A 12,928-nucleotide genomic window follows, 5' to 3' on the forward strand; every position below is an offset into this window, starting at 1 on the left:
TAAAGAAAAAAGAGGCAAGCATAGATGGCTGAAGAATTACAAGGTTTGCGTGAGCAAATTGATCAGGTAGATAAATCACTGCTTTCTTTACTCGCAAAAAGAATGCAACTGGTAGCTGAAGTGGGTGAAGTTAAAAATCGCCACGGCTTACCGATTTATGCACCTGATAGAGAAGCCTCTATGCTTGCTTCTCGTCGTAATGATGCACAAAAGATGGGAATTTCCCCAGATTTAATTGAAGATGTATTACGTCGAGTAATGCGAGAATCCTATACTAAAGAGAATGATAAAGGATTTAAAACTCTTAACCCTCAACTTGGTAAAATCGTTATTGTGGGAGGAAATGGGAAAATGGGTAAACTATTTTCTCGTTTGTTTATACTCTCTGGTTATCAAGTTGAAAGCTTAGAAGCGGATGAATGGCAAACTAAGTCGCCAGCTATTTTTGATGATGTAGGAATGGTGATTATCAGTGTGCCTATTCATTTAACTGTTGAGGTTATTGAAAAACTTCCTGTATTACCTGAAAACTGTTTACTTGTAGATCTTGCTTCTATTAAAAAAGCCCCTCTAGAGGCGATGTTAAAAGCGCATAATGGGCCTGTTTTAGGTCTTCATCCAATGTTTGGCCCTGATGTACCTAGCTTAGCAAAGCAGGTTGTGGCATACAGTGAAGGACGAAACCATACTTCATTTGAATGGTTGTTAGAGCAATTAATGGTATGGGGAGCAAGAATTGAGGCTATTGCGCCAGAAGAACATGATAAAAACATGAGTTTTATTCAAGCTCTTCGACATTTTACTACTTTTGCTTATGGCCAGCATTTAGCAAAAGAAAAAGTTGATTTGGCAAGTTTACTGCGACTCTCATCACCTATTTATCGCTTAGAATTGGCAATGATAGGGCGCTTATTTGCTCAGGACCCACAACTGTATGCTGATATTATTTTGTCATCAAAAGAGAATATTGAATTAATTCGTAGATATCATCACTCATTAGGTCAAGCTATCGATCTATTAGATATAAATGCAAAGGGTGAGTTTATCCATTCATTTAATAACGTGAGTGATTGGTTTGGTGATTATGCTTCTCAATTTATGAAAGAGAGTGGTGTATTATTACAAAAAGCGAATGATAGCCGAATCTAGTTAAATTATTTGTTATATAAAAGGCCGAGCAATAAATAAATTGTTCGGCCTTTTTATTTTATTAATTACTCCATTTTTAGCTTATCGCCACTCATCATCACAAGGTGGCCAAACACAACCACTAGGATCTGAAGTATTACTATTACTTTGAGAATATTCATTTATTGATGCTCTATTTTCTTTTACTTCTTCATAAAAATGAGCGCTTGCATAACTAGTGAATAAAAATGAGAGTATTAGTATATATTTTTTATTCATAAAAGTTCCTTTTTAAATAATATGTTATAAGTCAATAGTCTTTGGGATCAGGACAAGGACTTACTGTGCAACGACTCAAATCTGATTGAGACGTTAATGAATAAGCGTAATAACTCTCTTGTGATTGAACTTCATCTACGTTATTAGTAAAAAATAGACTTAAAATCAGTATGATAAAAGTATTCATATTATCTCCCTATCATTTCAAAAATTTAATAATAGATAAAAACCACCTATTTTTATTCAGAAAATAAAAGTAGAGAAATATAAATATACATTTAAAAACAATGGGATAAATATCTAATTTTATCAATAGACTAATCCATCTTATATTTATTGTTATTTAATTGTTATTGTTGGGTTTAATTAAAGAATAATTAATGTTCGATATTGTCTTTTTATTAAAAGTTATTTGTTGATGAGATCTTAAAACTGAATGAAATTAAAAGGTATTATGAAAACTATAACAATGATCAAAAAAATGACTATAACAAATATCGTAAATTATATTTTATAAACTCTTTTTTTTGCAAGAAGTGCTAAAAACTCAATTGTATTATTTTTTATTTATATTCCGACGTGTTTTTCAAGGGGTAATTTATGGATTTTTTAATACAACTCGCCATTATATTAGTGTGTCTATTTTATGGGGCAAGGAAAGGGGGAATTGCATTAGGTCTATTAGGTGGTGTAGGTCTGGTTATTTTGGTTTTCATTTTTAAACTCCCTCCGGGAAAACCACCTGTTGATGTAATGTTAGTTATTATTGCCGTTGTCTCTGCATCAGCAACATTACAAGCATCTGGTGGGTTAGATGTTATGTTGCAAATAGCAGAAAAGTTATTACGTAAAAATCCAAAATATATTTCTATTGTTGCACCACTCGTAACTTGTACTCTTACAATATTATGTGGTACTGGACACGTTGTTTATACCATATTGCCAATTATTTATGACGTGTCGATTAAAAATAATATTCGCCCTGAAAGACCAATGGCGGCAAGTACAATTGGCTCTCAAATGGGAATTATTGCTAGCCCAGTTTCCGTTGCCGTTGTTACATTAGTCGCAATGCTCGGCGATGTAACTTTTAATGGTAAACACCTTGAGTTTTTAGATTTATTAGCAATTACTATTCCTTCCACTTTTATTGGTATTTTAGCCATTGGTATCTTTAGCTGGTTTAGAGGAAAAGACTTAGATAAAGATCAACGCTTCCAAGAATTTGTTTCAGTACCTGAAAACCATGATTATGTTTATGGTGATACAGCAACACTTCTAGATAAAAAGCTCCCAATGAAAAACTGGGTAGCAATGTGGATATTTTTAGGTGCAATTGCTGTTGTTGCAATATTAGGTGCTTTCTCTGAAATACGTCCTGTATTTAATGGTAAACCATTATCTATGGTACTTGTTATTCAGATGTTTATGTTATTGGCTGGCGCATCAATTATCATTATTTGTAAAACCAACCCTTCTCTTATTTCTAAAAATGAAGTATTCCGTTCAGGGATGATAGCAATTGTTGCTGTGTATGGTATTGCTTGGATGGCAGAGACAATGTTCTCTGCGCATATGAAAGAAATAGAAGCAGCATTGGGGCAATTAGTACGAGAATACCCTTGGGCATATGCGGTTGTCTTATTATTAGTATCTAAGTTTGTTAACTCTCAAGCGGCGGCTTTGGCTGCGATTGTTCCTTTAGCATTGGGTATTGGTGTTGATCCTGCATATATTATTGCATCGGCACCAGCTTGCTATGGTTATTATATTCTGCCAACTTATCCTAGTGACTTAGCTGCAATTCAATTTGACCGTTCTGGTACAACTCGAATAGGGCGTTTTGTTATTAACCACAGCTTTATTTTACCGGGATTAATTGGTGTAACAGTTTCCTGTGTCTTTGGCTGGGTATTTGCTGCGATGTATGGTTTCTTATAATTAACGTTAAATAAGAACGTAAAAGAAAAGCCAGATAGTTATATGCTATCTGGCTTTTATCTTTGTATGAGGTTATTTCACTTCAACAGGCACAACATTTTCTGAAGGGTAACAGCCTAATATTTTTAATGAGCGTGTTGTTTGTGATAAATCGTGTAAGGCTTTTTGCATATTGATATCACGTAAATTTGCTTGAACATCAATATAAAACATTTCTTCCCAAGGAGTACCATTAATAGGACGCGACTCGAGTTTTGTCATAATAATGTCGTATTTTTTTAAAATCATTAATGCATCAACTAATGCACCCGCTTGTTGTCCTGTTGCCATTAAGAAGGTTGTTTTAGCAGGAACTTGGTCTGAAACATCAATCGCTTTTCGCGCAATAACAATAAAGCGAGTTACGTTTATTTGCTGGTTTGCTAAATTATTGGCTAAGGGTTTTAAACCATAAAGAGAGCCGCCGGCTTCACTACCAATAGCAGCAACGAGTGGCGATTGTGCAAGAGCTACTTTTTCCATTGCAGCTGCTGTACTTTCGCAATATTCAATCTTCCAGTTTGGATACTGGTTTAAATAATGACTACATTGTTGGAAGGGTTGAGGGTGACTATAAATCGTTTGCAATTCTTCTGGACTGCTATCAACACTCGTTAAAAGCGCATGATTAATAGGGATGCGAATTTCCCCAACAATAGAGATTGATGTTGTTTGCAGTAAATCGTAAACATCATTAATTGCACCAGAGCTGGTATTTTCAATTGGCAGTAAACCGTAATCAGCTTGGCCGGTATCGACAAGTGTAAAAATGTCGTCAAATTTCTGACAAGCACAATCAACGAAAGTATCAAAATGGCGAGCTGCATATTGACGAGCGGCAATATGTGAATAAGAGCCTTTAGGCCCTAAATAAGCAATTCTAGCTGACTCATTAGGTGTTGCATTAAGATGTTGTTGTAGGATGGCTTGTTGCGTTAAGACAGAGTCTTCAATGATCATTTGAAAAATACGACTAATATAAAAACCATCTAGCCCAACGTTTTTTCCTTTCTCAATTAATAAATCAAGTAATTCACGCTCACGATTTTTATCTCTAATAGGGCGATGTGTATTCAATTTAAATTGAGCGACATCAGCAGATAATTGGCGTCTGTTTGCTAACAACGTTAGTAATTCTGAATCTAACGTCGTGATTTTATCTCTGATTGCTAATAAATCGAGTTTTTCCATGTTTAAGCCCTATACCGTTATATCATACCATCATAAATAAAAAAGCCTCCAGTTGGAGGCTATTGTCGTTCTTACTTTTCTTTCTGAAATGACAAAGCCTCTTAATGAAAGAGTAAAAAGAAAAAGAAGAAAGGCAAATGTGAATGTTTGTTCATTATATTGATTGGTAAATTATTTAACATATAGCTATCAAACATGATGATGTGAAAGGAGTCAAGAAAAATACAATAAAAAGCGCATCACGAGGATGCGCAGAGGCGTTTTGAGTCAGTGATTTATTCTAATTTTTAATCTTGCTTTACTATTTACATTTCATCGACAAGTAAATTCTCTTCTTTCAGGCTGTTATCAGCTCGACGAGATTCGTTTTTATGCTGAACTTTGTTTAATTGACGTTCAAGTTTTGCGAGTAAGTCATTAATTGCAACATACATATCGGCGTGTTGTGCATTAGCGACCAGTTGCCCATTTGGTATATGAATGCTGGCATCAACACTAAAACCTTTAGGATCTTTTGTAAGAATAATATGAGGATTGATTAAATTCACCTGCCATTTATTGAGTTTAGTTAGACGGCTTTCAATGTGTTCACGTAGTGCTGGGGTAATTTCCATTTGTTTGCTAGTAATATTTATAATCATATAGTTACCTCTTTATTACTCCGCCTTCGATAACTTCAGAATATCGTGATACACAATTTAAAACATGATCAAAATCACTTTTTGTTAGATGTATGTGTAACTAGTAATAGAAACGTGACAAATGATAAATAGATGAAAAAGACCGCTTGTTAAGTTGCATTTATTCAGTCATATTAGAAAGGTTGGGCTGATGAAAAGTAAAGATAATTTAGCTAGAAAAGAATAAAAAAACAGCAGCGATAAGCTGCTGTTTTTGATGGTGATATTTTAGTTAGGTTGGATTTGCTGCGATCAATGAAGCTACTTTTTCAGCTTCTTGTGTCAGACCTAATTCTTTATAAGCGTTTTCCATGTAGACAAGCGCATCACGTGTGGCTTGTGTATCAGGATAATCACGCATCATTTGCTCTACTCTATTAATAACCGCGACATAAGCTCCTCGTTTAGTATAGAATTTCGCAACAGAAAGCTCATACTTCGCTAAACGGTTTTTAAGAAAGACTAGGCGTTTGGTTGCATCGGCGACATAAAGGCTGTCTGGATAGTAACGAACTAATTGACTAAAATCTTTAAATGCTACGATTGCATGTTGAGGATCACGGTCTGAACGATCAATACCAAAGAATCCTTGTAATGCACTATCATCTAATGCTTGAGCTGTTAAGCCACGCATATAAAGAACATAGTCGATATTAGGATGGGTTGGGTTTAATCGCATAAAACGGTCGATTGCAGAAATCGCCATTGGTAGTTCTGCTGATTTATAATAAGCATAAATCAGATCGAGTTGAACTTGTTGCGAGTAAGGACCAAAAGGATAGCGATTATCGAGAGACTCTAATTGTTTGATAGCCGCTCCATAATTGCCATCTAGCAATTTTTCCTGACTGGTTGAGTAAAGCTCAGAAGGCGACATATTGGCAGTAGCGTCTTTGTCTGAACTCGAACAGCCAGCAAGTAACAGGCTTACAGTGGCCGCTGCCACCAGGTATTTAATGCGTCTCATCACGTATTGATTATCCTCTGAATAGGTTTGGGGAGTCTCTCCGTGAAGCTCCCCTGAAATCGGTTACACTATAACTCATTTTAAATGAAACGGCTGTGCCGTCAAAACACTAACTTAATTAATAGAAAATTATTTATGTCTCAACAAATACGACTTAATGCTACAGTCGCAGATTCACAGCTGGGTCAACGCTTAGATCAAGCTTTGGCCGAAATGTTCCCTGATTATTCAAGATCTCGTATAAAAGAGTGGATCTTAGACAATAGAGTGCAGGTTAACGATAAAATCATCAATAAGCCAAAAGAAAAAATGCTTGGCGGTGAAAAAATTGAAGTCGATGCCTTAATTGAAGAGGAAGTTCGCTGGGAGCCTCAGAATATTCCGTTAAATATCGTCTATGAAGATGATGATATTTTAGTTATCAATAAGCCAAGAGATCTCGTTGTACATCCTGGTGCTGGTAACCCAGATGGCACCGTATTAAATGCATTACTTTATCGCTATCCAGAGATTGCTAATGTACCTCGTGCGGGTATTGTCCACCGATTGGATAAAGATACAACAGGTTTAATGGTTGTTGCAAAAACTGTTCCTGCTCAAACGCATTTAGTAGAAGCTTTACAACGTCGTGAAATCACCCGTGAGTATGAAGCGGTTGCAACAGGAAGAATGACGGCAGGTGGATTAGTGAATGAACCTATTTCTCGACATCCAACTAAACGTACTCATATGGCTGTGCACCCAATGGGTAAACCAGCAGTAACACATTATCGTGTAATGGAGCATTTCCGTGCTCATACACGTTTGCGTTTACGTTTAGAAACAGGCCGTACTCACCAAATTCGTGTTCATATGGCTCATATTCACCATGCGTTAATTGGTGATCAGCTTTATGCAGGAAGACCCCGTCCTTTAAAAGGGGCTTCAGATGAGTTACGTGAAACGTTACGTTTATTTGATAGACAAGCTCTACACGCAACGATGCTACGTCTTTATCATCCAATAACGGGTATTGAAATGGAATGGCATGCACCATTACCTGATGATATGGTTAAGCTTATCGATGTGCTAAAAGCTGACGTTGAACAATTTAAAGATGAAATGGATTGGTAAATGACTTCATTGATTTTTCCAGATTGGCCACAACCTGAAAATATTGGGTCTTGTAGTACCTTGAGAGAAGGAGGGATTAGTTTGCCACCTTATAATAGCCTCAACTTAGGTACTCATGTTGGTGATAAATTGTCTGATGTTGAAGAAAATAGACGCAGACTGTGTCAACAAGCTCAATTGCCTGAAATGCCACTATGGCTCGAACAAGTTCATGGCACACATGTTGTTACACTAAATACTGAGAAAAATAATGAAGTACAAGGTGATGCCCTTTACACCTCTACTGAAAAAAAAGTTTGTGCAATTATGACGGCAGATTGTTTGCCTGTCCTTTTTACAACTATTGATGGAACAGAAGTTGGCGCAGCTCATGGTGGGTGGCGAGGGCTTTGCCACGGTGTATTACAAAATACACTTGCGCATTTTAAAGCACCTAAAGATCAAATTATGGCATGGTTAGGTCCTGCAATTGGACCAACCGCTTTTGAGGTCGGTGCAGAAGTTCGGTTGGCGTTTATCGAAAAAAATATTGCCTTTGAGCCTGCTTTTATTCCCCACAATGGTAAATACTTAGCTAATATTTATATGTTAGCGAGAATAATCTTACAGGAAAGTGGGGTAACTCAGATTTATGGTGGTGATTTTTGTACTGTAACTGATCCATCGCGTTTTTTCTCTTATAGGCGAGAGCATATAACAGGGCGAATGGCATCATTAATCTGGATTAAATAAACTTCCTCTCAATGTTTTTCTCACTTATCTCAAATATTGATAAATATTTTTGCTCAAAATTTTTATTTTGAGCTTGAATATTGTCAAAATGACCTCATCTATTCTCCAGTTACGAATTTTACTTTAAATTTTACTTGGAGGTGTTATGCGTCTGGATAAATTAACCAATAAATTCCAGCAAGCTCTCGCAGACGCCCAGTCATTGGCACTTGGGAACGATAATCAATTTATAGAACCCATACATTTACTGAGTGCGTTATTTAATCAACAAGGTGGCTCAATTCGCCCTCTATTAACATCTGTAGGTGTTAATGCATCGCAATTTAACGAGCGGATTAATGATGCTTTGTCTCGATTACCTAAAGTCGAAGGTGCTGGTGGAGAGGTTCATCCCTCAAATGATTTAATTAAGCACCTTAATTTGTGCGATAAATTGGCACAGAAAAAAGGTGATGAATTTATTTCATCAGAGCTCTTTCTTTTAGCTGCTATGGAAACCGGTGGTCAAGTTGCTGACATGCTAAAAGCAGCCGGAGCGAATAAAGCAAGTCTTGAGATAGCGATTGAAAAAATACGTGGTGGAGAAACAGTGAACGATCAAAATGCAGAAGATCAACGTCAGGCATTGAAAAAATATACTGTGGATTTAACGGAAAGAGCAGAACAAGGCAAACTCGATCCTGTCATTGGTCGTGATGAAGAAATAAGAAGAACTATTCAAGTTCTACAGCGCCGTACTAAAAATAACCCTGTACTTATTGGTGAACCGGGGGTAGGTAAAACGGCAATAGTTGAAGGTTTAGCTCAACGTATTGTTAATGGTGAAGTCCCCGAAGGTTTAAAAAATAAACGTGTACTTTCTTTGGATATGGGCTCGTTATTAGCTGGTGCTAAATATCGTGGTGAATTTGAAGAGCGTTTAAAAGCCGTTTTAAATGATTTATCTAAACAGGAAGGTAGCGTTATTCTGTTTATTGATGAATTACACACAATGGTTGGCGCAGGTAAAGCCGATGGCGCTATGGATGCGGGAAATATGTTAAAGCCTGCATTAGCTCGCGGTGAGTTGCATTGTGTGGGGGCAACAACACTTGATGAATATCGTCAATACATTGAAAAAGATGCGGCATTAGAGCGTCGTTTCCAAAAAGTGTATGTGGCAGAGCCAACAGTAGAAGACACAATCGCTATTTTGCGTGGTCTGAAAGAACGTTATGAGCTTCATCATCATGTTCAAATTACCGATCCTGCGATTGTTGCCGCAGCGACTTTATCTCATCGCTATATTTCTGACCGTATGTTGCCAGATAAAGCGATTGACTTAATTGATGAAGCGGGTGCAAGCCTACGTATGCAAATGGATTCAAAACCAGAAGCATTAGATAGACTTGATAGACGTATTATTCAGCTTAAACTTGAGCAACAAGCACTGCAAAAAGAGTCTGATGATGCAAGTAAAAAACGTTTAGAAATGCTAAATGAAGAACTTGCTGAAAAAGAGAAAGAATATTCTGTTTTAGAAGAAGAGTGGAAAGCAGAAAAAGCGGAGCTTACGGGTACTCAGCATATTAAGTCTGAATTAGAGCAAGCACGTATTGCATTAGAACAAGCTCGCCGTAGTGGTGATTTAGCTAAAATGTCAGAGATCCAATATGGACAAATTCCGACATTAGAAAAACAGCTTGCCGAAGCTAATAAAGCTGAAGATAAGCATATGAAGCTGTTACGCAATAAAGTCACTGATGCTGAAATTGCTGAGATCTTAGCACGTTGGACTGGTATTCCTGTATCTAGAATGCTAGAGGGGGAACGTGAAAAACTGCTAAGAATGGAACAAGAATTACATAGACGTGTTATTGGCCAGGCTGAGGCTGTAAGTGCAGTATCTAATGCTATCCGTCGTAGTCGTGCTGGATTATCTGATCCTAATCGCCCAATAGGTTCGTTCTTATTCTTAGGACCAACAGGGGTTGGTAAGACTGAGTTGTGTAAAGCACTAGCGAACTTCTTGTTTGATAGTGATGATGCAATGGTTCGTATCGATATGTCTGAGTTTATGGAAAAACACTCCGTTTCTCGTTTAGTAGGGGCGCCTCCAGGATATGTTGGTTACGAAGAAGGTGGATACTTAACAGAAGCCGTTCGTCGTCGCCCTTATTCAGTCATCTTATTAGATGAAGTTGAAAAAGCGCATCCAGATGTATTCAATATCTTATTACAAGTATTGGATGATGGTCGTTTAACGGATGGACAAGGTAGAACTGTCGATTTTCGTAATACAGTTGTGATTATGACATCGAACTTAGGGTCTGATTTAATTCAAGAACGTTTCGGGACAATTGATTACCCTGAAATGAAAACTATTGTGATGGATGTTGTTGGCCATCATTTCAGACCAGAGTTTATTAACCGTATTGATGAAGTTGTGGTATTCCACCCATTAGGTAAAGAAAATATTGCTGCGATTGCACAAATTCAGTTGCGTCGTTTATACCAGCGTTTAGAAGAACGTGGTTATCACGTTACAATTACAGGCGCTGCATTAGAGAAATTGAGCGAAGTTGGATTCGATCCAATTTATGGTGCTCGTCCATTGAAACGAGCTATCCAGCAAGAGGTTGAAAACCCATTAGCTCAAGATATCTTGTCTGGCAAATTATTACCGGGTAAAGAGATTATCTTAGATTTAGATGACAATAAGATAATTGCAAAACAGTAATAGAGCTTCTTTTCTATTGATTCTGATAAAGAAGAGATGCCATTAAATTGAAAAAGAGGCTTATATAAGCCTCTTTTTTTATGTTTTATGTCTTAATGAGGGAGAATAAAGATAATCTACAAATAGTGTTTTTTATATTTGAAACTTTTTTAGGCAAAGATTGTCTATTATTTACACTAAAAAGAGCGATTTGATTACTAAGTGCGCTGTCGGAAAGTTTTTTTAAAATAATACTTGTCAGATTCAGAAAACTCCCTATAATGCGCCCTCGTTGTCACGGCAAACCACGCTAAGTGAGTTAGCCGAGAGAACAAAGAAAAAAAGTGAAAAGCCTTGAAAATAAACGCTTGACACCGAATGAGGAAGATGTAGAATGCACCTCCTCGCAACAACGCAGAAGACCGGAAACGGCAGCGAATGTTGCACTGCTCTTTAACAAATTATCAGACAATCTGTGTGGGCACTCGCAGAGACGATATCTTCTAAAATATTAGATGTATCAAGTCTTGAAGAGTGAACAACAAAAGTAAATTCATTTATGAATAGCTAAGTTTTCGATTTCTTTGAGCATCAAACACTTTTAATTGAAGAGTTTGATCATGGCTCAGATTGAACGCTGGCGGCAGGCCTAACACATGCAAGTCGAGCGGTAACAGGAGAAAGCTTGCTTTCTTGCTGACGAGCGGCGGACGGGTGAGTAATGTATGGGGATCTGCCCGATAGAGGGGGATAACTACTGGAAACGGTGGCTAATACCGCATGACGTCTACGGACCAAAGCAGGGGCTCTTCGGACCTTGCGCTATCGGATGAACCCATATGGGATTAGCTAGTAGGTGGGGTAATGGCTCACCTAGGCGACGATCTCTAGCTGGTCTGAGAGGATGATCAGCCACACTGGGACTGAGACACGGCCCAGACTCCTACGGGAGGCAGCAGTGGGGAATATTGCACAATGGGCGCAAGCCTGATGCAGCCATGCCGCGTGTATGAAGAAGGCCTTAGGGTTGTAAAGTACTTTCAGCGGGGAGGAAGGTGTTAAGATTAATACTCTTAGCAATTGACGTTACCCGCAGAAGAAGCACCGGCTAACTCCGTGCCAGCAGCCGCGGTAATACGGAGGGTGCAAGCGTTAATCGGAATTACTGGGCGTAAAGCGCACGCAGGCGGTCAATTAAGTCAGATGTGAAAGCCCCGAGCTTAACTTGGGAATTGCATCTGAAACTGGTTGGCTAGAGTCTTGTAGAGGGGGGTAGAATTCCACGTGTAGCGGTGAAATGCGTAGAGATGTGGAGGAATACCGGTGGCGAAGGCGGCCCCCTGGACAAAGACTGACGCTCAGGTGCGAAAGCGTGGGGAGCAAACAGGATTAGATACCCTGGTAGTCCACGCTGTAAACGATGTCGATTTAGAGGTTGTGGTCTTGAACCGTGGCTTCTGGAGCTAACGCGTTAAATCGACCGCCTGGGGAGTACGGCCGCAAGGTTAAAACTCAAATGAATTGACGGGGGCCCGCACAAGCGGTGGAGCATGTGGTTTAATTCGATGCAACGCGAAGAACCTTACCTACTCTTGACATCCAGAGAATCCTTTAGAGATAGAGGAGTGCCTTCGGGAACTCTGAGACAGGTGCTGCATGGCTGTCGTCAGCTCGTGTTGTGAAATGTTGGGTTAAGTCCCGCAACGAGCGCAACCCTTATCCTTTGTTGCCAGCGCATAATGGCGGGAACTCAAAGGAGACTGCCGGTGATAAACCGGAGGAAGGTGGGGATGACGTCAAGTCATCATGGCCCTTACGAGTAGGGCTACACACGTGCTACAATGGCAGATACAAAGAGAAGCGACCTCGCGAGAGCAAGCGGAACTCATAAAGTCTGTCGTAGTCCGGATTGGAGTCTGCAACTCGACTCCATGAAGTCGGAATCGCTAGTAATCGTAGATCAGAATGCTACGGTGAATACGTTCCCGGGCCTTGTACACACCGCCCGTCACACCATGGGAGTGGGTTGCAAAAGAAGTAGGTAGCTTAACCTTCGGGAGGGCGCTTACCACTTTGTGATTCATGACTGGGGTGAAGTCGTAACAAGGTAACCGTAGGGGAACCTGCGGTTGGATCACCTCCTTACCTAAGAGATACGTG

10 protein-coding genes, 1 rRNA gene and 1 other annotated feature are annotated in these 12,928 nt (G+C 38.8%); of the genes, 6 read left to right on the plus strand and 5 right to left on the minus strand.

The features are described from left to right. Positions 1-24: 24 nt before the first annotated feature. On the plus strand, positions 25-1,149 hold the full coding sequence (gene tyrA / locus GWJ01_RS10605) for a bifunctional chorismate mutase/prephenate dehydrogenase (RefSeq protein WP_109402953.1): 1,125 nt from the start codon (positions 25-27) through the stop codon (positions 1,147-1,149). Between the two features lie 81 nt (positions 1,150-1,230). Here tyrA and GWJ01_RS18710 read toward each other — a convergent pair whose 3' ends face one another. After that, positions 1,231-1,407, minus strand: a complete 177-nt coding sequence (locus tag GWJ01_RS18710; protein WP_167394852.1) for a hypothetical protein — start codon at positions 1,405-1,407, stop codon at positions 1,231-1,233. A 31-nt stretch (positions 1,408-1,438) separates the two neighbouring features. Beyond that, positions 1,439-1,594, minus strand: a complete 156-nt coding sequence (locus GWJ01_RS18715; RefSeq protein ID WP_165125333.1) for a hypothetical protein — start codon at positions 1,592-1,594, stop codon at positions 1,439-1,441. A gap of 413 nt (positions 1,595-2,007) precedes the next feature. Here GWJ01_RS18715 and GWJ01_RS10610 point away from each other — a divergent pair, with 413 nt between their 5' ends. Further along, a complete protein-coding gene (locus GWJ01_RS10610) occupies positions 2,008-3,348 on the plus strand; it encodes an anaerobic C4-dicarboxylate transporter (RefSeq protein WP_075672423.1) in 1,341 nt (446 codons plus the stop codon). 72 nt (positions 3,349-3,420) lie between these two features. Here the strand turns inward: GWJ01_RS10610 and pheA are convergent, their stop codons facing one another. From pheA to bamD, 3 genes are all read right to left on the minus strand, one after another. Then, a complete protein-coding gene (gene pheA, locus GWJ01_RS10615; protein WP_109395260.1) occupies positions 3,421-4,578 on the minus strand; it encodes a bifunctional chorismate mutase/prephenate dehydratase in 1,158 nt (385 codons plus the stop codon). Between the two features lie 35 nt (positions 4,579-4,613). Then, positions 4,614-4,728, minus strand: a sequence feature (Phe leader region). Positions 4,729-4,883: 155 nt separating this feature from the next. Further along, on the minus strand, positions 4,884-5,219 hold the full coding sequence (gene raiA, locus GWJ01_RS10620; protein ID WP_109395259.1) for a ribosome-associated translation inhibitor RaiA: 336 nt from the start codon (positions 5,217-5,219) through the stop codon (positions 4,884-4,886). Positions 5,220-5,490: 271 nt separating this feature from the next. Beyond that, a complete protein-coding gene (gene bamD / locus GWJ01_RS10625; RefSeq protein ID WP_109395258.1) occupies positions 5,491-6,225 on the minus strand; it encodes an outer membrane protein assembly factor BamD in 735 nt (244 codons plus the stop codon). A 135-nt stretch (positions 6,226-6,360) separates the two neighbouring features. Here bamD and rluD point away from each other — a divergent pair, with 135 nt between their 5' ends. From rluD to GWJ01_RS10645, 4 genes are all read left to right on the plus strand, one after another. Then, on the plus strand, positions 6,361-7,338 hold the full coding sequence (gene rluD / locus GWJ01_RS10630; RefSeq protein ID WP_075672439.1) for a 23S rRNA pseudouridine(1911/1915/1917) synthase RluD: 978 nt from the start codon (positions 6,361-6,363) through the stop codon (positions 7,336-7,338). After that, positions 7,339-8,070 carry a purine nucleoside phosphorylase YfiH gene (gene yfiH, locus GWJ01_RS10635; RefSeq protein WP_109402954.1) on the plus strand — a complete coding sequence of 244 codons (732 nt, stop codon included), beginning with the start codon at positions 7,339-7,341 and terminating at the stop codon, positions 8,068-8,070. A 145-nt stretch (positions 8,071-8,215) separates the two neighbouring features. Further along, positions 8,216-10,789: an ATP-dependent chaperone ClpB gene (clpB, locus tag GWJ01_RS10640; RefSeq protein WP_075672443.1), complete on the plus strand. Its 2,574-nt coding sequence runs from the start codon at positions 8,216-8,218 to the stop codon at positions 10,787-10,789. 581 nt (positions 10,790-11,370) lie between these two features. Continuing rightward, positions 11,371-12,913: ribosomal RNA gene (locus GWJ01_RS10645) — 16S ribosomal RNA — on the plus strand. Positions 12,914-12,928 lie beyond the last annotated feature (15 nt).

Origin of the sequence: Proteus sp. G2618, from assembly GCF_009915995.1 — a bacterium.
Classification (GTDB): domain Bacteria; phylum Pseudomonadota; class Gammaproteobacteria; order Enterobacterales; family Enterobacteriaceae; genus Proteus; species Proteus terrae.

Coding starts and splice junctions, on each gene's coding strand:
- raiA (WP_109395259.1), bottom strand. CDS start 5,219: ATGATTATAAATATTACTAGCAAACAAATGGAAATTACCCCAGCACTA.
- rluD (WP_075672439.1), top strand. CDS start 6,361: ATGTCTCAACAAATACGACTTAATGCTACAGTCGCAGATTCACAGCTG.
- tyrA (WP_109402953.1), top strand. CDS start 25: ATGGCTGAAGAATTACAAGGTTTGCGTGAGCAAATTGATCAGGTAGAT.
- GWJ01_RS10610 (WP_075672423.1), top strand. CDS start 2,008: ATGGATTTTTTAATACAACTCGCCATTATATTAGTGTGTCTATTTTAT.
- yfiH (WP_109402954.1), top strand. CDS start 7,339: ATGACTTCATTGATTTTTCCAGATTGGCCACAACCTGAAAATATTGGG.
- clpB (WP_075672443.1), top strand. CDS start 8,216: ATGCGTCTGGATAAATTAACCAATAAATTCCAGCAAGCTCTCGCAGAC.
- pheA (WP_109395260.1), bottom strand. CDS start 4,578: ATGGAAAAACTCGATTTATTAGCAATCAGAGATAAAATCACGACGTTA.
- GWJ01_RS18710 (WP_167394852.1), bottom strand. CDS start 1,407: ATGAATAAAAAATATATACTAATACTCTCATTTTTATTCACTAGTTAT.
- bamD (WP_109395258.1), bottom strand. CDS start 6,225: ATGAGACGCATTAAATACCTGGTGGCAGCGGCCACTGTAAGCCTGTTA.
- GWJ01_RS18715 (WP_165125333.1), bottom strand. CDS start 1,594: ATGAATACTTTTATCATACTGATTTTAAGTCTATTTTTTACTAATAAC.